Below are 23461 nucleotides of genomic sequence, written 5' to 3' on the forward strand. Positions count from 1 at the left end.
CATCTATTTTGCGGTGCTTTTTTGCGCATCCGCATCTGGTACAAACTTCAACACATTGCCATTAATGCAATAGCGTTTGTAAGTCGGTGCTGGGCCATCATCAAATACATGACCTAAATGAATGCCAGAACTGGCGCTACGCACCTCGGTTCGAATCATGCCATGAGATTTATCCACCACTTCAACGATTGAACCCTCAACAGGATTAAAGAAACTTGGCCAGCCAGTGCCGCTGTTAAACTTGGTGTCGCTTCTAAAGAGGGCCGCACCGGTAATCGGGTCTACAAAGGTGCCGGGACGCTTTTCATCCAAATGCGAACCAGTGAAGGCATATTCTGTGCCCTGTTCAAATGCTATATGGCGTTGCTCAGGGGTTAAGAGTCTAAAGCCCAGCCATTTCCAAAAGCGTTCCTTGTCGCCGTTATAACCGGTAAAGCGCGACACTTCTTTGCCGTCTTCAAACAACACGATGGTTGGTGTGGCAAATAAAGCTTTCTCTAAAGTCCAGCCTTTAGGCGGATTAGGGTTGAGCGTGGCGATAATCGGTACTTCAGATTGCCAAGTGTTCATCACTTCTTCTTTAAACTTGGCACAGAAAGGACAATCCTCTGCTTCAAATACAATCAGTTGACGCGTTTTGTTCAGATCAGTGGCATTCAGCAATGGGTGGGTTTTTGCTGTGCTGTGTTCTGAAGGATAAGCCACGCCCGTGCCACCTAATCCGCAATAGCCATTCGGGTTCTTTTTAAGATAATCTTGATGATACTCTTCGGCAGCGATGTAGTTGCGAAGTGGGGCAATTTCTGTGGTAATTTTGCCCAGGCCTGCCTTGCTCAGGGCTGTTTGATAGGTGTCACGCGTTTGGTTTGCTAAAGTAAGTTGCGCGTCACTTTTGGTATAAATCACACTGCGATAATTGGTACCGACATCATTGCCTTGGCGGTCGCCTTGGGTTGGATTGTGGTTTTCCCAAAACTTAATCATTAGGGTTTCTAAGTTAACTAAAGCTGGATTAAAGGTGACTTTAATCACTTCGGCATGATTACGCTTGTTGGATTTGCCCATTTGAATCAATTTTTCTAAGCCTAATACTTCATAGTAGCCGGCTTGGGTATCATCACCACCGGCATAACCACTTTCAACATCTAAAACGCCAGGCACTTCAGAAAGACGCTTTTCAGCGCCCCAAAAGCAACCCATACCAAAAACTATACTGTCGGTTTTAACATCGGGCATATCAGACATTTCAGGGTGTTTTTCGGTCATATTAGACTCCTTTGCGCAACTGGGTAAACTGAGAAAAAGCGGAAGGCACAAGGCTAGCCAGCGCCAAGAACTGCCCAAAAATTTGGGTCGTTGAATGTTCATTTGATAACCTCCTAAATTGGTCAGGTATTTTTGTGGTTATAATAACTCAAAAAAACTCAGTAGGAGTAGTTGAATGAACTCTATGCGTCAGAGGCTGTTACGCTTTTTTGTGTTGTTTAATGTTGTGGTTGGAGGAATAGGGATGCAGGCGGTTGTTGCGGATGAACACAATGTAGGTTTTGAGGTAACGCGTGCCGGACAGCAGATGGCATTTTCAGCGTTTTTAGCGGATTTAAAGACAGCTAAAGTGGCGATAGTTGGGGAGTATCATGATTCTGTGGCGGCTCATGAATTACAATTAAAGGTATTGCAAGGTCTGCAAACGCTCGAACCTCAACAATGGGCGTTAGGCATAGAATGGTTACCGGTTTCTGCCCAAGCCGCGATTGATGATTATTTAGCCGATAAAACCGATGATTTTCAGTTTTTACAAGCGTCAGACTATGTTAATCGTTGGGGATTTGATGCAAGGTTGGTGTTGCCTATTTTGCGTTATGCCAAAGAACACAACATAAAAGTGCTCGCGTTAAATGCGCCCAGCGAACTTACCCGCCAAGTTTCAAAAGAGGGCTTAGACAGTTTAAGTGCGGAGCAAAGAGCCTTGTTTCCCAATCCACTATTGCCTCAAAGCCCTCAGTATCTTGAGTTCTTAGAAGACTTTTTGAAAAACAATCATATTCCCGCGGATAAAAAAGAGATGATGCTAACGGTGCAGGCCATTTGGGATCAAACCATGGCGATGAGCGTTATTAATTTTTTAAAGCACTCTCCAAGTCAAAAGGTTTTGGTCTTGGCGGGTATGGTGCATGCGGCAAAAGGGCAGGGGATTCAAGATGCTTTGCAGCATTTAAACCCTCAGATGAGTATCAAAACCATTGGTAATGGCAGCCTTGAAAACGAAGAAGATTTTCCGTTTGATTATTTTGTGCATCTGCCAGAAATGAACTTGTCACCGGCGTTGGTTTTGGGGGTGATGTTGCAAACGGATCATCAAAAATTGACGGTTGAAGAAGTCAATGCAGAGGGCTTAGCAATAAAATTAGGGTTGCAAAAAGGGGATCAAATCCAGCAAATTGGCGACTATCTAACAAACACCCTGGCGGATTTAAAACTGGCTTTATGGTTGAGTACTGGGCAAAACCAAGTGGTTATCAAGTGGCTGCGCCATGATGATATTTTAGATATTGATTTACCTTATCAAGCTCTTTGGGTGGATTAGAAAGGGTTAAAGCCGTTAAAGCCGTTAAGGGCTTTAAGACAATGCCTTGACGCTTTGAATTAAGCCAATGCAGCCTGACCCAATGCAGGAATTGGGTTGTTGTGCATTCTTCTGTGCCGTTTGTTGGCTAAAATAATCCATTAAGGCAGCTTCAGAGGTTTGATTGGCATCATACACAAAGATACCGATTTGATCATCGGGTTGTAAATATCCCGTTTCTCCAAAAGGGGTATAGCGGGTTGCACCTAACGAGATGATGATTTGCGTTGGAAAACCCAAGTCTGTTAAGTATCCCATCAAGTTTTCAAGTGGCCCAAAGTCCGTTTGGGTATTGAGGGTCACCACGCACCAATCCAATAATTTTTGATAAAAATATTGATAATTGCGCACCGGGCTGTCCATGCCATAAGTCTGTACAACTTGGTTACGACAAATAAACGATGCAATGTGCAGGTTGTCTAGTGAGTCATTAGTATTAAAAGAGTCAATGGCTTGCCAATCTTGCGCCAGGCCGGTGCATTCTAATCCCCAGTTTTTCTTTTCACTGATTTTTTTGGCATTGGGTTTGCGAATAGAGCAATCATTAAACGCTGAAAATGCCTGCGGATGAAGGGTTTGAATGCGTTGATTGGCATCATAATCCACTTTAAATAACACGCACATTTCAGGTTCCATGTGCAGATTAATAGGGCTTGAAAAGTCCGCTTTAATCACATTGGATGACAGCGGATAAACGCCTAAAAAACTGCTGTGGTTGGGCAGATAAATGGGGAAAATCCCCTTTGGAGCCAAAGGGTCAGCCGTTTTGACCTTCACAAAATCGGCATCCTCGCCGGCTTGGCTAAGATGTTCGGCAAAGTTACCGGCGATGCCGAATACTGGGATTTGTTTTAATTGTTCGGTCGTAAAATTGATCATGAGTCTTTAACTTTTTTAAAACATCAACATTTGTAATTTGCGGCGGTAGTTTTTAACCAATTCTGGGTGGCTGTCTTTCAAGCTCTCGAAAAGTTCGACCAGCGTTTTTTGCGCAATATTGTCTTGGAAGTCTTTATGACTGCTGAACAATTTTAAAAGGGCTTTAAAAGCTTCTTCAAACGCATTATGAATAATCAGATAGCCCACCAAACCATATAGGGCTTCTGCGTTACCTGGGTCTTCACGAAGGGTTGCTTGAATGTCTTCAATACTGGGCGATTCGTCTACAATTTTGCCAAAACGCATCAGCAGTTTAAGTGGTTTGCCTTCGGGGGAGTTTTGCGCTTCTTCTGGCAATTTATCAAACAGACTTTGACCTTGTTCAAGATTGCCTGTGTGCAGATACATTTTGACTAAGTCTAAATGCACTCGGTAATTATTAGGGTTGGCTTGAGCCGCTTCGCCCAATAAACGCACCACTTCATCATAATTGCCAACTTGAAATGCTTCTTGTGCCTGCAAACGCAGTTCCTCTGAAGGCTCTGCTTTAAGGTGCGGTTCAAGCATTTCTTTAAATTTGGCTAGGGGGTGAGCGCCTTGCAATTCGGCAATCACTTTACCGTTTTTATAGAGCTTAAAAGAAGGAATGCTTTTAATCTGAAATTGATTGGCCAGTTCGGTTTGTTCTTCGGTATTGATTTTGGCCAAAATGAATCGTCCAGCCCAACTTTGGGCTAGGTTTTCAAGTTGCGGCAGTATTTGTTTGCAAGGGCCACACCAGGGGGCCCAAAAGTCTACCAAAACCGGTAAATGAAATGAGTTTTCTAACACCATTTGTTGAAAGTTGTCAGCGGTAATGTCCACAATCATGGCTTGCATTTTTGGAAGTCCTTCATTCATTTAAAATCTGTTAAAACACAACATTATAGTTGAAAAGTGACTCGAAGGGGTTCGCAATCCAAATCTCAAATAGGGATGCGTAAAATATCTTATTTTTAACGGGCTGAGACAAACAATGGGTGACAGGTGCGGTGGTTTGTAGTAATGTTTATTAGGTAAATTATTTTGGGGTTGTTGACGATGAATATTGAAATTAATGAGGTTCGCAAAAGCCTAATTGCTCGTTACTCACTCGCGCTATTTGTGGTGGCCCTGTTAGCGACCACCGCCTTTGCTGTTTTGGTGTCAGCCCTAAAGAGTTCTGAAGACACCGCCTATATTGTAAACCTGGCGGGTAAGCAAAGAGCGCTCAGTCAAGCCATCGTATTAGATGTGCATCGTTTACACCAAATAAGACTCAAAACGCATGAAGATGATTCCACCGAAAACACGCAAAAATTAAATGCGACTTTTAAGCATTTGCAGGGCTTAGTAAATGAAATGTCTTCTGCCAATCATCAATTGTCAAAAGGGCAGTTGGTTGGTAAAGCGCCTGTTACTTTGTCGTCGGAATTGCAAAATCTCTATTTTGGGCCCAAAAACCTAGCCCTAGAAGTGGAGGACTTTTTAGTTTTGGCTAGAGAAATGTTAGCCTCACAAGATTTGACCCAATCCCAAAATTTACTCAATTTGATGGATGGGTTGGCTTCGCCCTTACTGGTGCTATTAGACAGCGCAGTTAAACAATATCAGATTGAAGGTGAGAAAAAATTGGCTTTTATTGCCAAGTTAGAAACCTTTGTGTGGGGTGGCACTTTAATAACCTTGTTGTTTGAAGTGATTTTTATCTTTCAGCCGTTGGTGAGACGCTTGGTGGATTTGGATGTACAAAACGCAACCAATAGGCTTGAGCTGGAGCATTTGGTGGAAGTGCGTACCTTGAAGCTTGAAAAAGCGAATGAAAAACTTGCCAATCTTGCCTATCACGACTCTTTAACAGGCTTACATAATCGTCTTAATCTTGAGCAAGATTTGGAGAATATTGTTGAACAGTTTCATAGGCATAAATCACCATTTTCAGTATTTATGTTAGATATTGACTGGTTCAAAAAAGTGAATGACCAGCATGGTCATGACGCGGGGGATTTTGTTTTAAAGGAATTTGCAAATTTACTAACCACCTCTGTCAGACAAAACGATGTGGTGTATCGAGCTGGGGGTGAAGAGTTTGTCATTTTATTTGAACGCATGTCTTTAGCTGAAGCCATTAAAAAGGCTGAGGATATTCGTGCCTTAGTCGAACACCATGAGTTTAAATATCAAGACGAAAATATCAAGAAAACTGTCAGTATTGGCGTTTTTCACTCTGATTTAAGCGCCGTTATTAAGGTAAAAGAAGTGTTTAAATTGGTGGATGAGGCACTGTATTTAAGCAAAGCCTTAGGCCGAAATCGGGTTAGCTTGGTTGAAAGAAATCAAATAGCGCATGATGCCCAAATTCCCAAGGAATTTGTGAGCATAGTATTTAATGAGGCTTCATTTAGCGAGTTTGATAAAAATCCAACCTCTCAGGGTGGGCCTTGTATTGTGCCTAAAGTAGTCACGGACAATATTCAAAAATTGTTTGGTGTTCCAGCGGATGTTTTCCTGACAGCGGAAACTTGTTTGCGCAGTTTTATTCATCCAGATGATTATGATTTTGTAGATGAATTAGGCCGCATGGGGTCGGATTTAGAAAACTATCAGCAAAGCTATGTTGAAAAAACGCTGGTCAATTCGACAACCCTGAGGGTGGTCGATGTTCACAATAAAATCACTTTGGTTTATGTAGACATTTATTTTGAACCAGGTGTTTCATCTTACCAAGAGGCTAAACTTGAATTAAAAATTTACACCAGCCAGGATATGCACAGCCAAATCGAAGATGCATTAATGGTTTACAACTTTCATTCTATGCTCGAAAACAGCAATGACTATATTTACTTTAAAGATCGCTACCATGTGTTCACGGCGGCCAGTAAAACCTTGGTCGATGTCACCAATGTTGACAACCGCATGGATTTGGTTGGTAAAACGGATTACGAAGTCTTTCCTAAAGAATATGCCGACAAATACTTTAAGTTAGAAAAGCAGATTTTCAGTGGTGAAGTCGCTGTTGCTCAAGAATTTCAGCCAACCCTAGATAAAGCAGGAAACCACGGTTGGGTGGATAACCGCAAATATCCCATCAAAGATGAGAAGGGTGGAGTGATCGGCTTGTTTGGTATAGCACGGATTATTTCTAATACCGATTACGAAGGAATTATTCGTAAAGAGAAGTTGAAATAAGCATCTGGGTATCCTATGTATCTGAAAGCAGGGTTTTAAGTTGATAAAGGGCATCTAAAGCCATTTTGGGAGTCAGTTCATCTGGGTTAATGTCTTTAAGTGCTTGATGAAGTTTTTCCAGTTTAGGGTCGGGTAGAGCAAACATATCATATTGTGGACTTGTGTTTAGAACACTGGACTGACTGGCAACTTTTTCAATGGTTGGTATTTGATTGGCAACGGTTTGATTTTCAAGGGTATAAAGCACTTGCTTGGCTTGGGTGATGACACTTTGTGGCACACCAGCCAAAGCCGCCACTTGCAATCCATAACTTTGCGAAGCTGGCCCTTCTTGGACCTGATGCATAAAGACAATTTTGTCATTGTGCTCTAAGGCATCTAAATGAATGTTAATGGTATTCTCTAAGCTATCTGCTAAAGTGGTCAGCTCAAAATAGTGGGTCGCAAACAGGCAAAAACCTTGAATGTTCTTGGCCAAATGTTCCGCAATCGCCCAGGCGAGAGCCAATCCATCAAAAGTAGAGGTGCCACGCCCAACTTCATCCATTAAAATCAAGGAGTTGGGAGTTGCATGGTGCAAAATATTGGCGGTTTCTGTCATTTCGACCATAAAAGTAGAACGCCCAGAAGTTAGGTCGTCTGATGCACCAATCCGCGTAAAAATTCTATCTATATCGCCTAAGGTCGCAGATTCTGCCGGGACAAAGCTGCCCATCAATCCCATCAACACGATCAAAGCCGTTTGGCGCATAAAGGTCGATTTCCCCCCCATGTTCGGCCCCGTAATAATTTGGAGTTGGCGTTGTGCATTAAAAATAGCATCGTTGGGAATAAAGGGCGCTTTAGATAAGGCTTCAACGGTTAAATGTCGGCCTTGTTGAATGTGAATGCCCGGCTCTGTTTGCAGCTGTGGGCGAGTCAAGTTTAAGGCTTCTGCTTGATAAGCAAGGTTTACCAAGACATCGGTTTCTGCCAAGGCACTGGCGGTGGTTTGTAACGCCAATAAATGTTCGTTGATGGTTTCAAGCAAATTTTGATACAGCCATTTTTCACGCGCTAGAGATTTTTCGCCAGCCGATAAAACCTTATCTTCAAAGGTTTTCAGTTCTGGAATAATATAGCGTTCTGCGCCCTTAAGGGTTTGGCGGCGAATATATTCCGCCGGCACTTGCTCGGATTGCAGTTTGCTCACTTCAATATAATAGCCATGCACACGGTTATAACCGACCTTTAGGGTGCTGATGCCGGTGCGCTCTTTTTCTTGGGCTTCCAGTTTCAGCAAAAACTCACCGGCTTGGTTTTTTAAATTGCGAAGTTCATCCAATTCCGCATCAAACCCTTCGGCAATAACGCCACCATCACGCATGAGCATGGGTGGGTTTTCACAAATGGCACGACTGAGTAAATCAGCCAGTTCTGGATAGATGCTTAAACGCAGCGCTAACTGCTGTAATAAGTCACTGTTTTGGGCGGCCAGTTGTTGGGTTAAATCGGGCAGTTGATTCAGGGTGCGCCCTAAATGCAATAGATCACGCGGGCGCGCGGAATACAAAGCCACACGACTTAAAATGCGTTCAATATCGCCGACCGGTTTTAAATGGGTTTTAAAGTCGTCGAGCGTATTCAACGCCAAAATATCTTCAATGGCATCTAGGCGTTGATTAATTTTATGGGTATTGCGTAATGGCTGATTTAGCCAGCGCTTAAGCAAGCGACCGCCCATAGGTGTTGAGGTTTTATCCAAAATTTCTGCAAGGGTGTGGGCGGCTCCCCCTTGTAAATTACTGTCAATTTCAAGGTTACGACGACTGATAGCGTCCAAAATCACGGTATCGGTGGTGCGATAATGATGCAGACTAAACACATGGCTAAGCCCGTTTTGTAACATAGACTGGGCGTAGTGCATGACTGCACCGGCAGCCGAAGTCATGGCAGGGCTTTGTTCGCAACCATAAGCACTTAAATCTTGGGTTTTAAAATGTTGGGTTAAACGCAGTTTACAAGCCTTTAAATCAAAGTGCCAAGCGGGATATTTAACCAGGCCTGGTCGTTTTTGGAGGTTTTCTGGCAAGTTTTCAAACCAAACCGGATTATCCGGAATCAGCAATTCGGCGGGTTTAAGGCGTTCAATTTCGGCGAGCAGTTGCGCTTGATTGTCGCATTCTGTGGTTTCAAAACGACCACTCGCAACATCTAAAATGGCTAAGCCGAGTAGGTGATTGACTTCCACTATCGCCATTAATAAATTCTCTGAGCTTTCTTCCATTAAGGCTTCATCGACCAAAGTGCCGGGTGTAATCACGCGCACCACTTTTCTCTCCACTGGCCCTTTGGAGGTTGCCGGATCACCAACTTGTTCACAAATGGCAACCGACTCACCCAGCTTAACCAATCGCGCCAAATAGTTATCTGCTGCATGATGCGGAATGCCCGCCATGGGAATCGGGTTGCCACCCGATTTTCCGCGAGCCGTTAGGGTGATTTCTAACAGCTTAGAGGCTTTCACGGCATCGTCAAAAAACAATTCATAAAAATCGCCCATGCGATAAAACAGCAAGTGATTGGGGTGTTCCGCTTTCATAGCGAGGAACTGTTGCATCATAGGGGTGTGGGCAGAAAGGTCTATCGAGGTGCTGGACATAATGGGCTTAAGGGCTTTGAATTTTTAAGAGGCTGAATTATAACACCTCGCCAAACCAGCCTCAAAAATTGCCATGGCTGGAGCAGGATAAAATTTTAATAAAAATGTAAAAATTAATTTGACTTCAGCGTAGGAGTGCCTATAATACGCCTCATTCACAAAGCGCCCGTAGCTCAATTGGATAGAGTACTCGGCTACGAACCGAGCGGTTAGGGGTTCGACTCCCTTCGGGCGCACCATTATTCAGAACCCCAGTTAAGTTTTTAACTGGGGTTTTTTATTATCTAAATTTCAGTTTTTTGCACACCCCAGACGACTCTTTGCCATTTTTAAAGCCTTTAAAATTTACGCAATTTTAGACCTTCTTTGAGTTCTACAATCTTTGTTTTGTTTTGAGCTTTAAATAGTCTGATGCTAAGATGTTTTTAATCTTAGGGGAATTTACATGAAAAATGCTGCGGCCTCCCAGTTTTTAACCTTGCAAACACTGTTGCAATCTTTAGAGGATGCAGATATTCCTGTGACCATTTCTGATGCTTTGGCAGAAGATATGCCGCTGGTATTTGTGAACCAAGCCTTTTTAAACTTAACGGGTTACACAGAAGCCGATGTTATCGGTAAAAACTGTCGTTTTTTGCAAGGTAATTACCAACAACCTAATGCGACTTATCAAATTAGACAAGCCTTAGAAAAGGGCGAAGTTTGTAATGTTGACCTGGTTAACTACACCCGATCGGGTCGTGAGTTTATCAATCGTTTACATCTTTGTCCCATCAAAAATCATGGTCGAGTTGAGTATTTTTTGGGATTCCAAAAAAATATCAGCGACCATACTCTCGTTTTAATTGAAACGCTTTTTAATGCCAACCAAGATCACAAAACGCTCATTGATGCCATGTCTGAGGGGGTGGTGATTCATGATGCTACGGGCAAAATTGTGGAATGTAATTTAAGTGCTCAGCGTATTTTGGGTTTAACTTTAGACCAAATGCAGGGCGTAACTTCTATGGATAAACGTTGGCATGCGGTTCATGAAGATGGTAGTCCTTTTCCGGGGCAAGAGCATCCTGCCATGCGTGTGCTTCGAACAGGGGAGTCGGTGTTTGGGGAGATAATGGGTATTTATCATGCCTCTGGTGAGTTGCGCTGGTTGAGCATTAATGCCACTCAGTTAACGCACACTTACAACTCTGATGAACCAGGCAAGGTATTGGCGGTGTTTACCGATATTACCCTACAAAAGCATACAGAATGGCTGGCTGATCATGATGAGTTGAGTCGTTTATATAATCGCAGATACTTTAATCATGAAATGCCTAAAGTCATTCAACAGACGCCACCTAATGACCAGCGTTATTTTATGATGATTGATTGCGATTTCTTCAAAGGTTATAACGACAGCTATGGCCACAACGCGGGCGATGAAGTGATTCACCTGGTTGGTGAAATGATGTTAGATCAATTTAAGGGTGAGCAAGATATTTGTTTTCGAGTAGGTGGTGAGGAGTTTGCGATTTATTTTGTCGCGCCCAATAAAACGACTGCTTTTAATCAAGCCGAAAACCTAAGAAAAGCCATTGCAGATAAAGCCATCGCCCATAAAGAAAATATTCCTTGGTGTGTGATGACCGTATCGATAGGTCTTTATGAGTTACCCGATTCGCCTTCCTTGAGTTTAATGAAGGTGTACGATTCTGCTGACAAGGCTCTTTATTTATCTAAATCGAATGGCCGAAATCAGACGAATTGGTATGATGAAGTCATTGTTTAAATGATTGTTTTAAATATAAAAAATATCGAGAGGATTTATGGTTAGTTTAACAACGCCTATTTGTGAGTTTAATTTACCTGCAATTGATTTTGATTTATTGGGTGTTGATGGACAACGCTGGAATTTAGAAAAAGCCAAAGGCCCTAAGGGCTTATTGGTGATGTTTATATGCAATCATTGTCCCTATGTTAAATCCATTCAAACTCGTTTAGCCAATGATGCCCGCATTTTGCGAGATGAATTTGGCATACATTCGATTGCCATCATGGCTAACGATCCAAATGAATATGCCGAAGACTCTTTTGAAAACATGAAGTTAGTGGCAGAAAAGTTTGCCTATCCTTTTCCGTATGTGATCGATGACACTCAAGCCATTGCCAAAGCTTATGGTGCAGTTTGTACGCCGGATTTCTTTGGCTATAACGCAGATCTTAAATTGCAATATCGCGGTCGATTAGATGCCTCTCGCAAAGAAACCGCACCAGAAGATGTGCGCCGTGACTTATTAGAGGCGATGAAATTGGTCGCAACAACTGGGCAAGGGCCTTTAGAGCAAATCCCGAGTATGGGTTGCTCCATCAAATGGAAAGACCATTAAATCGAAAACTGCTGAAGCGTTTGGTGCACCTTTTCAAAGGTTAAAGGGTTGCTAAGATTCGCTTTGGCACAGTCATTTTGCAGTTGTCGCAATTTGGTCACCATCGTTTCTGAAACTTTTGAGTTTGGCGCTAAGCTAACCGTCATTAAATCATCAATTAAATAGGCAAAGGCCCGCAGTTCAAGGTGTTGGATCTGCTGTTTTTGGGGATTGCTCAGCTCATGATATTGACTGGCAGCGCCAAAATCGCCCATTAAGAGATCGGCATTGTCATTTATTAAAATATTGTGTGCGTAAAGGTCGCCATGGCTGATTTCGTGCTGATGTAGGTGTGCCATGGCACTGGAAACGGCTTGCAGTATTTTGAGTGTGGTGGTTTGATTGAGCTGTAACTCTGGCGCAAAAGTATCTCTTGAGCAGGTTTCTAATGACGGTGGCAAGCCGAGATTTTTGTAATCGCTCGGAATCAATTTCATCAATAAGCCCGTTTGCGGGTTTTCTGACGAGTGGTTGTCAAAATGCCCAAGCACTTCAATCCAGTTGGGATGATTGGGTATTTTTAAACTGGTCTGTAATTCATCTTGCGGGTAACCATCGCTGGTTAACTGTCCTTTAAAAATCTTGACGGCAAAATCTTCTTGAGTATGGGCTGTGTTTTTCTGCCAGCGTGCCCGATATATTAACCCTGATGCCCCTTGTCCCAGCAATTCGTCACATTCAAAGTCTTGAGAGTGAAATTTTGAATGTTCCAAGGCGGTTAAGTCGGCGGTGGCACAAAACGGATTGCCTGAAAAAGCTAACCATGCCAGCTTCGGTAGGGCTAAAAGCCAATCGGGCAAGTGGGTGAGTTGATTGGCTGAAATTCGGATGAGTGCCAAGTTTTCGCAGTGTTTGAGTGTTTCTGGCAAAGCCGCCAGTTGATTGCCCGCCAATGCCAGTTTTTCTAATCGAGGACATTGTCCAATGGCATTGGGTAACAGGGTGAGTTGGTTGTCTGTCAAAATCAGCCAGCGTAATTTGGGTGGCAAAGCATCTTCTGCAATGTGTTTTAAGCGGCAAGATTTAAAGCCAATCATTTCTAAGTTGGGGCAGAGTGCCAAAATGCTTGGAAAAATTTCTATGGGATTATTGGATAGAAAAATCACCTTTAAACGATGCAGTTTTGGCAGGTCTTGTGGCAAAGTCATGAGTTGATTGTTGGATAAATCTAGGATTTCTAGACTGTCTGCAAGCGAGTAAATCTCTGTGGGGAATTCAGTGAGGTTTGCAGACAAACTTAAACGCTTTATCCCATTTAATTCCCCGGCTTTCAGTTGTTCTAAAGTTTGCAAATCACTCTCCAATTCTGTGCATTCAATACTCACGGTCGGGTATCATAATTGATTAAAGTCTCAGCTCCAAATCTCTAAGGAATTCATTGTGCAATTTTTGACTGTCATGACATTGTTATTAATTTTTCAACTCTCAGGAGAGTTGTTGGTTTTGTCTTGGGACTTGCCTGTTCCTGGCCCTGTATTGGGAATGATGTTGATGTTTTTGGTATTGCTTTTTAAACATAAGGTGGCGCATCAAATGCGACCAGCCACTGAGCAGTTGTTGAGTCATCTATCTTTATTATTTATCCCCGCGGGGGTTGGGGTTATGGTGCATGTGGTTCGATTGGAGCAGGAATGGATTGCCATTTTGGTTGCCATTTTTTTAAGTACCCTGATAGGTTTATTAGTCACCGCTTGGACTATGCAGTTAATGATGAAACTCTTGCACAGCAAGGATATTAAATAATGCAAACACATTCGGCTATTTGGGTTTACCTTTCCGCCAGTCCTCTTTGGGGGCTGACTTTGACCTTGGTGTGTTATTTGTTGGCGCTTAAAATTTATCGTCAAGCTAATCATCATCCGTTACTCAATCCGGTAGGTTGGTCAATTTTGATGATTATTACGGTTTTGGTGGTCGGTGATATTTCTTATCCGAGTTATTTTTCGGGTGCGCAGTTTATTCACTTTTTGTTAGGTCCCGTAACGGTTGCTTTGGCGATTCCGTTATTTTTTCAGTTAGAAAAACTTAAAAAAGTTTGGTTACCTTTAAGCGTTGCTTTGGTGGTGGGGATGACCGTTTCTGGTTTTAGCGCCTACTTTATTGCACAAGCCTTGGGGGCGAGTGAACAGACCATGCTGTCGATGATTCCAAAGTCTGTGACGGCACCGGTGGCGATGGGGATTGCTGAAAAAACCGGAGGGTTGCCAACTTTGACCGCGGTTTTTGTGGTGATGACGGGTATTTTTGGTGCGTTTATTGGCACCAGTTTATTTAAGTTATTCAGAATTCAAGATGATACGGTGAAAGGGGTGGCCATGGGCGTGACGGCACATGGTCTAGGCACAGCAAGGTCTTTCCAAGTAAGCCCAGAAATGGGGGCGTTTGCCGGTTTGGCAATGGCGTTAGCGGCCTCTTTGTCGGCATTTGTTTTGCCGGTTGTATTGAGCTTGTTAAAGTCTTTTTAAGATTTTAAAAATATCTTAAGGTATAAAAAAGCAGGCCTTAAGCCTGCTTGGTTGTTTGGAGCGTGGCGCTAAAGGTTTTATTTGACCGCAATGTAACGCGTTAATTTTTGAGGCACATAATTGAATTCTAACGGACGAATGTCTGGTAGGCCGTGTTTGTAAGCCAAGGCTCTTTCACCTTTAATGAGTGGGGTTAAATACTCTAAGGCGGCAGGTGTAATGTCCATGCCATCTTCGGTGAGGTATTCATCAGGCACCGACTTTTCTAGGTCTGCCACTTCCATTAAATCCACATTTTTATAACGCCAAACCAACGGACAAGTATCAATCACTTCGATGACGGGTAATACGCCGTGCAATCCATCTAAAGCGGCTTGCACAGCGGCTTTGCCGGCACGATAGGCCATTTCCCAGTCAGTTTGTGAAACTAAATGGCTGGCAGAGCGTTGTAAATAATCTGGAATAGCACTGTGGGTTTTGCAACCAAATTCTTCTGCAACCATATGAGAAAGCGTGTGTGCAACGCCTCCTAATTGCGTGTAGGCATTGTTGTGGGTATGTTCGACATTTTCAATTGAAATGTAGTTGCCGTTTTCATCGGTTAAACCTTCGGATACGATACAAACGCAATAACCTTTGGTATTGATGAGATCACGAACCCGATTTAAAAATTTGGTTTTATTAAATTGTCTTTCGGCAGGCAATATCAGAAGTGGTACTTCAGGAATAATGTTTTTCACCAACCCGCCAGCAATGGTTAACCAGCCCACATTGCGCCCCATGGCTTCGAGTACAAAGAATTTGGTAGAGGTGTTGTGCATGGAATATAAATCCATGGTGGCTTCTAATAAACTGGTGGCTATGTATTTAGCAGCGCTCCCAAACCCTGGGCTGCAATGAGACAGTGCTAAATCGTTATCAATGGTTTTCGCAACCCCAATGCAAGTCATGGGGTGACCATTTTGCGTGCAATAATCCGCCACTTTCTGTGCGGTGACCATGCTGCCATTGCCGCCATTGTAGAAGAAGTAACCAATGTCATAAGCCTTAAAGACTTCTAAAATACGCTCATATTGCCCTGGGTTTTCTTCAAAAGTATCTAGGTCAAAACGACACGCCTCAAAAGCAGCGCCTGGCTGAATTTTTAAACGGTCCAGTTTATCTTCGGTCAGATGGGTGACATCAATAATTTCTTCTTCTAAAACCCCTTTAATACCATTGCGAGCGGCATAGATTTTATTAAAGGCCTCTGGATGACGCTTGGCCATTTCGATGACGCCGGCGGCACTGGCGTTAATGACTGCGGATACACCGCCGGCTTGGGCATAAATAACATTTTTGGATTGTTGTGACATGGCTGATATCTCTTAAATCTGGTATGGAATATTGGGAATTAGTCTACTCTAATGTCAGTTGCTGGTTTTGAATTTTTAATGACACTTCGCCCAAAAGTAACTTTTTAAAAGGCTGTTCAAAGACAAAATGTCGCCAACCTTTTAAAACAGCACTTGAAGATCGCACCATTGCGAGTAAATCCGCTTTATTGGCTAGATTATTGGGGGGGCAATTGATATCGTGGGCAATTTGGGTGAGCAACGCTTGGGCTAAATCAATCAGCTTGGCTTCCTCGGAAGAGGGTGGCGCTGGATGGCTGACTTTTGCTGGCCAAGTTTCAGGGTGCTGAAAAACATCATCAATAATGGCAATCCATTCTGCGCCATAGCTTTTGATAGATGACGACTTAATATTGGGCACTTTATAAAGTGCTTCAACAGTAATGGGAGGGCGTTTGGCAATATCCACAATACATTCGTCTGACAAAACCCAACGCTTGGGCTTATTGCGTGTGATGGCAAAATGCTCACGCCACTCCGCTAGACGAAAACAAATGGCCAGTTGTTTGGCATTTAAGCCTTTCGTGCCTTTAAGCTTGTGTCCGGCTTCGACTGGGGGATTGTCATAATGAATAGGGTTGAGTAGGTCTTGAAAATCGGCTTGTAAAACCGCAAGCTGTTCTTGGCTGAGTTGTTGCACGATTTTTTCATACAAGGGCGCTAAATATTTCACATCATCTGCGGCATAGGCGATTTGTTTGTCGCTGAGTGGACGGCGTTCCCAATGGGTACGGGTTTGGTCTTTTTCGAGAAGGATGCCTAATTCGGCTTCGACCATTTTTGCCAAACCGGCTAGATTGCCATAATTTAAGAAAACGCCTGCAATTTGGGTGTCAAAAATTGCAACAGGCATTTGCTGGCTAACTTGATACAATACTTCGATATCTTGACGGGCAGAATGGAAAACTTTGATGAGATTTGGATTGCTTAAACAGTCCCAAAAAACCTTCAGGTCTTGCATTTGGTTAAAGGCTAAGGGGTCAATCAACGCCAGTTGTCCCGCACTGCTTTGCACTTGAATTAAACAGAGTTCAGGGTAATAGGTGTCCACCCGCATAAATTCGGTGTCAATTGCCATCCATTTACAAGTCTGTAAGTGCGCACAAAATGGCGCTAGGGCATCGGTATTGGTGATGATGTTTGTCATAAAACGAAGTTTAGCATAGCTTAAGGAAGAAAAATTGAAGCATCCACAAAATAGTGATTTATGGGTTCATATTTTAGGTATTGCCGGCACCTTTATGGGGGGCATTGCGCAATTGGCGAAAGCCAAGGGCTTTAGAGTTTCAGGGTCTGATAAAGCCATTTATCCTCCAATGAGTACGCAATTACTGCAGGCTGGCATAGAGGTCACGCCTTATGAGCAAGATACCACGCTGAGTGTTTCAAATCACCATTTTCCGGATGTGGTGGTCATTGGTAATGCCTTGAGTCGTGGACATAATTTAGTGGAAGCAACCTTGAATGCGCAACAGTCTTATACCTCTGGCCCCCAATGGTTGGCTGAGCATATATTGGCCGACCGTTGGGTGGTGGCTGTGGCTGCAACCCACGGTAAAACCACTACTGCATCTATGGTGGCTTGGATTTTAGAGTATGCAGGTCTTAATCCTGGGTTTTTAATTGGCGGCGTGCCAGAAAATTTTGGGGTGTCAGCGCGTTTGGGTGAATCACCATTTTTTGTGGTTGAGGCCGATGAATACGATACGGCGTTTTTTGACAAGCGTTCTAAGTTCGTCCATTACCATCCGCGCACCTGTGTCATCAATAACTTAGAGTTTGATCATGCAGATATTTTTGAAAATCTTGCCGCCATTCAAAAGCAATTTCATCATTTAGTTCGTACGGTTCCAGGCAATGGCTTGATTATTAAGCCCAGTGATGAATTAAATGTGGATGAGGTATTGGCCAAAGGATGTTGGTCGCCAGTGCAGTCGCAAGGCTTGCAAAATGCGGATTGGACCTACCGTTTGTTAAAACAAGATGCCACTGAATTTGAGGTGCTTTTTAAAGGCGAGCTAAAAGGGCAAATTTATTGGGGCATGACAGGATTGCACTCTGTTCGTAATGCTTTGAGTGCGATTGCTGCTGCAGTGCATTGTGGCGTGCCGGTGGAGCATTGTATTGCGGGTTTGTGCGAGTTTAAAGGGGTGCGTCGTCGCATGACTTTGGTGGGTGAAACAGCCAAAGGTATTAAAATTTATGATGATTTTGCCCACCATCCAACTGCCATAGAAACCACACTTTTGGGTGCTAAAAATGCACTAAAAATAACCAGCACCCTAAAGGGCATAAAGCCTGGTCATAATTCTGCTCCAAATGGGCGTTTAGTCGCTGTTTTTGAACCGCGTTCTAATACCATGCGCATGGGTGTGCATCGAGATACCTTGCCTGCTGCGTTTGCCTGTGCTGATGAGGTGTTTGCATTTATTGACCCAGATTGGCATTGGCATCTACCAGCCAGTTTATTTACCCAGCCAGTGACCGTAATGTCTTCTTATGAAGCCTTGTTAGAGGTGTTGATTAAGCAGCTGCAGCCGAATGATACTGTGGTCATGATGAGTAATGGCAGTTTTGGTGGCTTGCACCATCGATTATTGGATGCTTTAAATCAAAAGGATAATGAGTGAGTATTTGGGTATTTTTAGAACTAGGGCTGTTTTTAGCCCTAGTGGTTTGGGTCGTCTGGATGATTCGCCGACGCTAATTTTTTTATTTGGCCAGCTCAGCGGCTTTTTCTTTTAAGGCTTCGATATTTTCGGGTGTAATGCTGTCTTTAACATAGTCCGTTGCGCTTTGGGTGGCATCTTTGGCCTTGTCTATGATGTTGGCTTCTGGCAACAATACGGCAATGGCCACAATAACGGCTAAAACAATCAAAACGGCTTTCATGCTGTTGAGTAAGATTTTGGCTAAAAAGAATATGGCCACTAAGGCGACCAAAACTGCAATCCCTGTGCTGACATCCCCAGCTTGCAGGTTTTCGAGCGTGGTGTTAACCCATTCAGGCATGGCAAACATAAAATGAACTCCGAATTTTCAAAAAACAAAAATCATAGCATATCGAAATGATTTTCATGCAATTTTGTCTAAAATCGGTCAAAATACGAGGTTTTAACCGATTTAGGATTGGCCCGTTTTGAAACGCCAAGATTTCCATTTTGATTTACCCGAACACTTGATTGCGCAGCAACCTGCCGCCACCCGTTTAGGCAGCCGCTTATTGGTACTCGATACCAATGGCGCGTTAATCGATCAACAGTTTCCCGATTTATTCGATTATGTTCAACCGAATGACTGTCTTATTTTTAACAACACTCGGGTGATTCCTGCCCGATTGTTTGGGCAAAGATTGACGGGTGGCAAGGTCGAATTGTTGATAGAACGCATCTTAGATCATTCTCGATTTTTAACCCATATTCGCGCCAGTAATGCCCCCAAAGCCGGCGCGGTGTTGCGCATTGCTGATGCGTTTGAAGTAGAGGTGTTGGGCAGAGATGGCGCATTATTTGAAGTGAAAGTGTTGTCAGATGAATCGGCACTCAGTTTGATTGAAGCGCATGGCCATATGCCTTTGCCGCCTTACATTCAGCGCGAAGACGAGTTAGAAGATAAAACCCGTTATCAAACCGTTTACTCTAGCAAACCGGGTGCGGTAGCGGCTCCGACCGCAGGATTACATTTTGATGAGCCTTTTTTAGAAAAGCTCCAACAAAAAGGCGTGCAGTTGGGTTATGTGACTTTGCATGTGGGGGCTGGCACTTTTAAACCGGTGCAGGTCGATGACATTAGCGAACACCGTATGCATTCTGAAGTGATTGAAATTCTGCCTGAAACTGTTGCCCTGATTCAACAAACCAAAGCCAAAGGTGGGCGGGTGTTTGCCATAGGCACCACCTCAGTGCGTTGTTTAGAAAGTGCCGCTTGGTTAAGTGCCACAGGTGAATTGGCACCTTATCAAGGCGAAACCGATATTTTTATAACGCCAGGTTATGAATTTAAAGTGGTGGATGTATTGCTGACCAATTTTCATTTACCTGAATCGACTTTAATTATGCTGGTGTCGGCTTTTGCCGGTTATCAGCCAACCATGAATGCCTATGCGCACGCGGTACAACAGCAGTATCGTTTTTTCAGTTATGGCGATGCCATGCTGGTTTTTAAAGGAAACTCTCCAAAATGAAGTTTGAATTAGACAAGACCGAAGGCCGAGCCAGACGCGGACGCATGAAATTTGACCGTGGCACGGTTGAAACCCCAGCCTTTATGCCGGTGGGAACCTACGGTTCGGTCAAGGGTATGACGCCAGAAGAAGTGCAAGCCACGGGTGCCCAAATTATTTTAGGCAATACCTTTCATTTGGCGTTGCGTCCTGGCACCGACATTATCGAATTGCACGGTGACTTGCATGACTTTATGCAATGGAAAGGCCCAATCTTGACCGATTCAGGTGGCTTTCAAGTGTTCAGCCTGGGCAAGATGCGCAAAATCAAAGAAGAAGGGGTCACTTTCAACAGCCCAGTGAACGGCTCTAAAATTTTTATGGGCCCCGAAGAGTCGATGGAAGTGCAACGCAAGTTGGGCTCGGATATTGTGATGATTTTTGATGAATGCACGCCTTATCCCGCCAGTCATGAAGTGGCAGCGGATTCCATGCGTTTGTCGATGCGTTGGGCAAAGCGCTCTAAGGATGCGCATGGCGATAATCCTTCGGCATTATTTGGCATCGTGCAGGGCGGTATGTATGAAGACCTGCGCATAGAGTCCATCAATGGTTTGACTGAAATTGGTTTTGATGGTTATGCCATAGGCGGGTTGTCGGTAGGCGAGCCGAAAGATGAAATGATGGCAACTTTGGATTTTACCGAACCCCACATGCCTAAAGATAAGCCGCGCTATTTAATGGGGGTTGGCAAACCAGAAGATTTAGTGGAAGGTGTGCGCCGCGGCATTGATATGTTTGATTGTGTGATGCCAACCCGCAATGCACGCAATGGGTTTTTGTTTACCCATGATGGCGTGGTTAAAATTCGTAATGCGGTTCATAAAACCAGTTTAGAGCCTTTGGATAAAAGATGTGACTGTTACACTTGTAAAAATTACAGTCGTGCCTATTTACATCATTTAGACAAGTGCGGTGAGATTCAGGGTGCACGTTTGAATACCATTCACAATTTGCATTATTACCAAATGTTGATGCGTGAGATGCGTGAGGCATTGGATGCTGGTCAGTTTGAAGCGTTTGTAGAATCTTTTTACGCTGACAGAGGCTGGCCTGTGCCGCCCTTGAATGCACTTAAAACCGCAAATAATGCTTGAAAATAACCAGGCCTGGTTAAATTTAAGTGTGTTTTGAGGTCTCTAAGATAAAAAAAATTTATAAAACGGCACTTGTTGTGCCAAAATAACCCCGATTTTTAATTTACGAAATAATGGAGAAGACCATGAGTTTTTTGATCAGTGATGCATTGGCTGAAGGTGGTGCGGCGGCACAAGGTGGCGGATTTGAAAGTTTAATCCCGTTAGTTTTATTGTTTGTGGTGTTTTATTTTTTATTGATTCGTCCACAACAAAAGAAAACCAAAGAACATAAGAAATTGGTTGAGTCGATTCAAAAGGGTGCTGAAGTAGTCACCTACGGTGGTTTGGCTGGCAAAATTCGTGGTTTAGATGATAACTTTATCGATTTAGAAGTGGCTGACAACATCACTGTAAAGGTCGAAAGACAAAATGTTGCGCGTGAATTACCCAAGGGAACTTTAAAAGGTACTGCTGAGTAATTTGCCTTAGGCAAACGATAACAAAGGGGCTTGGCCCCTTTTGTTGTTTAAAAAACATTCATTTTGCGATGATTTTTTAACCGAAAATCCGTTTTTTTAAACGCTTATCCGATTTGAATGGCGACCCCATTCAACAAAATAGAGTTTTCAATATGTTTCAAACGCAAGCTCCCATTATCAGTAATCAGTATCCTGCTTGGAAATACTTTTTATTGATTGTTATGACCGTTTTGGGTCTAACCTACGCGCTCCCTAATATTTTTGGGGATGATCCAGCGGTGCAAATTTCGCCGGCAAAATCGGTGCAATTTGATGCCTCGACTCAACAAAAAGTGACCGAGGCTTTGACGCAAGCTGGCATAGCGCCCAAATCGGTACAATTTGAAAATGGTCAGTTTTTAATTCGTTTGAACAACAGCGATGACCAACTCAAAACCAAATCGGTTGTCAAAGATTTGATCGGTCGTCAAGGTGTGGTCGCGCTTAACTTAGCGCCTGCTACGCCAGATTTTTTGCGAGCCCTAGGTGGTCAACCGATGTATTTAGGGTTGGATTTGCGCGGTGGGGTGCATTTCTTGATGGATGTCGATATGGAAGCGGCAGTCGAGAAAAGTTACCAGCGTTATTTGGATGAAATTCGTGCGCTATTGCGTAACGAAAAAGTGCGCTATTTAGGCATTGCTTACGAAAACCAAGAGTTGATGATTAAGTTTAGGGATTTGGACGGTTTAGCTCAAGCGCAAACCTTATTGTCGAATCAATATGGCCGTGAGTTTTTGTTGACCGAAAATACCGCCACGGCAGCGCCAAATTTATCAGTTAAGTTACAACCTGCCGCCATTAAAGAAGCGCAAGCCTATGCGTTGAAACAAAATATCACCACTTTGCGTAATCGTATCAATGAGCTAGGCGTTGCCGAACCAGTGATTCAACAGCAGGGTGATAGACGCATCGTGGTGCAATTGCCGGGCGTGCAAGACACGGCTCGTGCCAAAGAAATTTTAGGCGCCACCGCCACTTTAGAATTCCGTTTGGTAGAAGAAAAGGGCGATCCTTATCAAGCCAAAAAAACCGGTTATGCGCCTAATGGTTCTGAGATTTATCAGTTCCGTGATGGTCGTCCTATCTTATTGCAGCGTCGTATCATTATCTCAGGTGACAATGTCATCAACGCGCAATCGGGTATAGATCCACAATCGGGTTCGCCAGAAGTGAGCATTACGCTAGATGGTGTCGGTGGTCGTAAAATGATGTCGGTGACCAAAGAAAATATTGGTAATCGCATGGCGGTGGTGTTTATTGAAAACCGCACCGAAACCACCGAAGTGAATGGCGAAAAAGTCAAAAAACGCATCAGTACCCAAGATGTGATTAATGCGGCCACCATTCGTGGTCAGTTCTCAACGCGTTTTCAAATTACGGGCTTAGATAACCCCCAAGAAGCACAAGACCTTGCTTTATTGTTGCGTGCAGGGGCTTTAGCTGCACCCATGGAAATTGTTGAAGAACGCACCATTGGCCCAAGTTTAGGAAAAGACAATATCGAACAAGGTTTTATGTCTGTAGTGGTCGGTTTTATTTTGGTACTGATTTTAATGGCATGGCGTTATAAAACTTTTGGCTTGATTGCTAACCTAGCCTTAACTTTAAACTTAGTATTGATTTTTGCGGTGCTGTCTTTATTGCAAGCCACGCTCACCATGCCAGGGATTGCAGGTATCGTGTTAACAGTGGGGATGGCGGTTGATGCCAATGTCTTGATATTTGAGCGTATTCGAGAAGAATTGAAGGTTTCGTCTATTCAGTCGGCGATTTATGCCGGTTATGAGAAAGCCTTTGTGACCATTGCAGATGCCAACATCACCACGCTCTTAGCCGCAATTGTGTTGTTCAGTTTTGGCACTGGGCCGATTAAAGGGTTTGCGATTACCTTATCGATTGGGATTATCACCTCAATGTTTACCGCCATTTTAGGCACGCGTGCCATCGTTAATTTACTGTATGGCAATAAGCCCGTACAAAAATTATCGATTTAACTGCAACTCAACATAAAGAAGAGTG

Annotated in this window: 19 protein-coding genes and 1 tRNA gene; 12 read left to right on the forward strand and 8 right to left on the reverse strand. The window is 43.5% G+C overall.

Going from position 1 to position 23461, the window contains the following annotated elements; translation table 11 throughout:
* Positions 1–3 precede the first annotated feature (3 nt).
* Complete coding sequence (msrA, locus tag THMIRH_RS04710) at positions 4–1266, reverse strand: peptide-methionine (S)-S-oxide reductase MsrA (protein ID WP_243831504.1); 1263 nt, start codon at positions 1264–1266, stop codon at positions 4–6.
* 175 nt (positions 1267–1441) lie between these two features.
* On the opposite strand from msrA, the gene THMIRH_RS04715 reads away from it, so the two are divergent.
* Positions 1442–2587 (forward strand): ChaN family lipoprotein, encoded by a 1146-nt coding sequence (locus THMIRH_RS04715; protein ID WP_173291009.1) that lies wholly within the window; start codon positions 1442–1444, stop codon positions 2585–2587.
* Positions 2588–2620: 33 nt separating this feature from the next.
* On the opposite strand, the gene THMIRH_RS04720 is transcribed toward THMIRH_RS04715, so the two are convergent.
* Both THMIRH_RS04720 and THMIRH_RS04725 read right to left on the reverse strand, forming a co-directional pair.
* Positions 2621–3505 (reverse strand): DUF5718 family protein, encoded by an 885-nt coding sequence (locus THMIRH_RS04720; RefSeq protein ID WP_173291010.1) that lies wholly within the window; start codon positions 3503–3505, stop codon positions 2621–2623.
* Between the two features lie 15 nt (positions 3506–3520).
* Entirely contained in the window at positions 3521–4405 is an 885-nt protein-coding gene (locus THMIRH_RS04725; protein ID WP_243831505.1) for a tetratricopeptide repeat protein, read from the reverse strand.
* Positions 4406–4585: 180 nt separating this feature from the next.
* On the opposite strand from THMIRH_RS04725, the gene THMIRH_RS04730 reads away from it, so the two are divergent.
* On the forward strand, positions 4586–6712 hold the full coding sequence (locus tag THMIRH_RS04730) for a diguanylate cyclase (RefSeq protein WP_173291011.1): 2127 nt from the start codon (positions 4586–4588) through the stop codon (positions 6710–6712).
* A 13-nt stretch (positions 6713–6725) separates the two neighbouring features.
* Here THMIRH_RS04730 and mutS read toward each other — a convergent pair whose 3' ends face one another.
* A complete protein-coding gene (gene mutS / locus THMIRH_RS04735) occupies positions 6726–9353 on the reverse strand; it encodes a DNA mismatch repair protein MutS (RefSeq protein ID WP_173291012.1) in 2628 nt (875 codons plus the stop codon).
* Between the two features lie 162 nt (positions 9354–9515).
* Between mutS and THMIRH_RS04740 the strand changes: the two genes are divergently transcribed.
* The 3 genes from THMIRH_RS04740 to THMIRH_RS04750 all read left to right on the forward strand — a co-directional run bounded on the left by THMIRH_RS04740 (position 9516) and on the right by THMIRH_RS04750 (position 11722).
* Positions 9516–9592, forward strand: a tRNA-Arg gene (locus THMIRH_RS04740).
* A gap of 206 nt (positions 9593–9798) precedes the next feature.
* Positions 9799–11124 carry a sensor domain-containing diguanylate cyclase gene (locus THMIRH_RS04745; protein WP_173291013.1) on the forward strand — a complete coding sequence of 442 codons (1326 nt, stop codon included), beginning with the start codon at positions 9799–9801 and terminating at the stop codon, positions 11122–11124.
* 37 nt (positions 11125–11161) lie between these two features.
* Positions 11162–11722, forward strand: coding sequence for a thioredoxin family protein (locus THMIRH_RS04750; RefSeq protein WP_173291014.1), 561 nt, complete (start codon positions 11162–11164; stop codon positions 11720–11722).
* On the opposite strand, the gene THMIRH_RS04755 is transcribed toward THMIRH_RS04750, so the two are convergent.
* The gene (locus THMIRH_RS04755; RefSeq protein ID WP_207710572.1) at positions 11719–13086 is read right to left on the reverse strand and encodes a leucine-rich repeat-containing protein kinase family protein; all 1368 of its coding nucleotides are present in this window, start codon (positions 13084–13086) and stop codon (positions 11719–11721) included. The genes THMIRH_RS04750 and THMIRH_RS04755 overlap by 4 nt on opposite strands.
* Before the next feature lie 55 nt (positions 13087–13141).
* Between THMIRH_RS04755 and THMIRH_RS04760 the strand changes: the two genes are divergently transcribed.
* Together THMIRH_RS04760 and THMIRH_RS04765 are read left to right on the forward strand one after the other, a co-directional pair.
* Complete coding sequence (locus THMIRH_RS04760; RefSeq protein ID WP_173291016.1) at positions 13142–13504, forward strand: CidA/LrgA family protein; 363 nt, start codon at positions 13142–13144, stop codon at positions 13502–13504.
* The gene (locus tag THMIRH_RS04765) at positions 13504–14226 is read left to right on the forward strand and encodes an LrgB family protein (RefSeq protein ID WP_173291017.1); all 723 of its coding nucleotides are present in this window, start codon (positions 13504–13506) and stop codon (positions 14224–14226) included. The genes THMIRH_RS04760 and THMIRH_RS04765 overlap by 1 nt, the downstream gene beginning before the upstream one ends.
* A gap of 77 nt (positions 14227–14303) precedes the next feature.
* Here the strand turns inward: THMIRH_RS04765 and THMIRH_RS04770 are convergent, their stop codons facing one another.
* Both THMIRH_RS04770 and rnd read right to left on the reverse strand, forming a co-directional pair.
* A complete protein-coding gene (locus tag THMIRH_RS04770) occupies positions 14304–15581 on the reverse strand; it encodes a 6-phosphofructokinase (RefSeq protein WP_173291018.1) in 1278 nt (425 codons plus the stop codon).
* Positions 15582–15624: 43 nt separating this feature from the next.
* Entirely contained in the window at positions 15625–16767 is a 1143-nt protein-coding gene (rnd, locus tag THMIRH_RS04775) for a ribonuclease D (RefSeq protein WP_173291019.1), read from the reverse strand.
* Between the two features lie 94 nt (positions 16768–16861).
* Here rnd and mpl point away from each other — a divergent pair, with 94 nt between their 5' ends.
* On the forward strand, positions 16862–18250 hold the full coding sequence (mpl, locus tag THMIRH_RS04780) for a UDP-N-acetylmuramate:L-alanyl-gamma-D-glutamyl-meso-diaminopimelate ligase (protein ID WP_173292390.1): 1389 nt from the start codon (positions 16862–16864) through the stop codon (positions 18248–18250).
* Positions 18251–18332: 82 nt separating this feature from the next.
* On the opposite strand, the gene THMIRH_RS04785 is transcribed toward mpl, so the two are convergent.
* Positions 18333–18641 (reverse strand): hypothetical protein, encoded by a 309-nt coding sequence (locus THMIRH_RS04785; protein WP_173291020.1) that lies wholly within the window; start codon positions 18639–18641, stop codon positions 18333–18335.
* 118 nt (positions 18642–18759) lie between these two features.
* On the opposite strand from THMIRH_RS04785, the gene queA reads away from it, so the two are divergent.
* The 4 genes from queA (at position 18760) to secD (ending at position 23436) form a co-directional block, all read left to right on the forward strand.
* Positions 18760–19803 (forward strand): tRNA preQ1(34) S-adenosylmethionine ribosyltransferase-isomerase QueA, encoded by a 1044-nt coding sequence (gene queA, locus THMIRH_RS04790; RefSeq protein ID WP_173291021.1) that lies wholly within the window; start codon positions 18760–18762, stop codon positions 19801–19803.
* Positions 19800–20939: a tRNA guanosine(34) transglycosylase Tgt gene (gene tgt / locus THMIRH_RS04795; protein ID WP_173291022.1), complete on the forward strand. Its 1140-nt coding sequence runs from the start codon at positions 19800–19802 to the stop codon at positions 20937–20939. The genes queA and tgt overlap by 4 nt, the downstream gene beginning before the upstream one ends.
* Before the next feature lie 125 nt (positions 20940–21064).
* The gene (gene yajC, locus THMIRH_RS04800) at positions 21065–21400 is read left to right on the forward strand and encodes a preprotein translocase subunit YajC (protein WP_173291023.1); all 336 of its coding nucleotides are present in this window, start codon (positions 21065–21067) and stop codon (positions 21398–21400) included.
* 152 nt (positions 21401–21552) lie between these two features.
* Entirely contained in the window at positions 21553–23436 is a 1884-nt protein-coding gene (gene secD, locus THMIRH_RS04805; RefSeq protein ID WP_173291024.1) for a protein translocase subunit SecD, read from the forward strand.
* Positions 23437–23461 lie beyond the last annotated feature (25 nt).

The sequence above is a fragment of the Thiosulfativibrio zosterae genome (genome assembly GCF_011398155.1).
Lineage (GTDB): Bacteria > Pseudomonadota > Gammaproteobacteria > Thiomicrospirales > Thiomicrospiraceae > Thiosulfativibrio > Thiosulfativibrio zosterae.

Coding starts and splice junctions, on each gene's coding strand:
- mutS (WP_173291012.1), bottom strand. CDS start 9,353: ATGTCCAGCACCTCGATAGACCTTTCTGCCCACACCCCTATGATGCAA.
- THMIRH_RS04750 (WP_173291014.1), top strand. CDS start 11,162: ATGGTTAGTTTAACAACGCCTATTTGTGAGTTTAATTTACCTGCAATT.
- yajC (WP_173291023.1), top strand. CDS start 21,065: ATGAGTTTTTTGATCAGTGATGCATTGGCTGAAGGTGGTGCGGCGGCA.
- mpl (WP_173292390.1), top strand. CDS start 16,862: ATGGGGGGCATTGCGCAATTGGCGAAAGCCAAGGGCTTTAGAGTTTCA.
- msrA (WP_243831504.1), bottom strand. CDS start 1,266: ATGACCGAAAAACACCCTGAAATGTCTGATATGCCCGATGTTAAAACC.
- THMIRH_RS04730 (WP_173291011.1), top strand. CDS start 4,586: ATGAATATTGAAATTAATGAGGTTCGCAAAAGCCTAATTGCTCGTTAC.
- THMIRH_RS04765 (WP_173291017.1), top strand. CDS start 13,504: ATGCAAACACATTCGGCTATTTGGGTTTACCTTTCCGCCAGTCCTCTT.
- THMIRH_RS04785 (WP_173291020.1), bottom strand. CDS start 18,641: ATGTTTGCCATGCCTGAATGGGTTAACACCACGCTCGAAAACCTGCAA.
- THMIRH_RS04725 (WP_243831505.1), bottom strand. CDS start 4,405: ATGAATGAAGGACTTCCAAAAATGCAAGCCATGATTGTGGACATTACC.
- secD (WP_173291024.1), top strand. CDS start 21,553: ATGTTTCAAACGCAAGCTCCCATTATCAGTAATCAGTATCCTGCTTGG.
- THMIRH_RS04715 (WP_173291009.1), top strand. CDS start 1,442: ATGAACTCTATGCGTCAGAGGCTGTTACGCTTTTTTGTGTTGTTTAAT.
- tgt (WP_173291022.1), top strand. CDS start 19,800: ATGAAGTTTGAATTAGACAAGACCGAAGGCCGAGCCAGACGCGGACGC.
- rnd (WP_173291019.1), bottom strand. CDS start 16,767: ATGACAAACATCATCACCAATACCGATGCCCTAGCGCCATTTTGTGCG.
- THMIRH_RS04720 (WP_173291010.1), bottom strand. CDS start 3,505: ATGATCAATTTTACGACCGAACAATTAAAACAAATCCCAGTATTCGGC.
- THMIRH_RS04770 (WP_173291018.1), bottom strand. CDS start 15,581: ATGTCACAACAATCCAAAAATGTTATTTATGCCCAAGCCGGCGGTGTA.
- THMIRH_RS04745 (WP_173291013.1), top strand. CDS start 9,799: ATGAAAAATGCTGCGGCCTCCCAGTTTTTAACCTTGCAAACACTGTTG.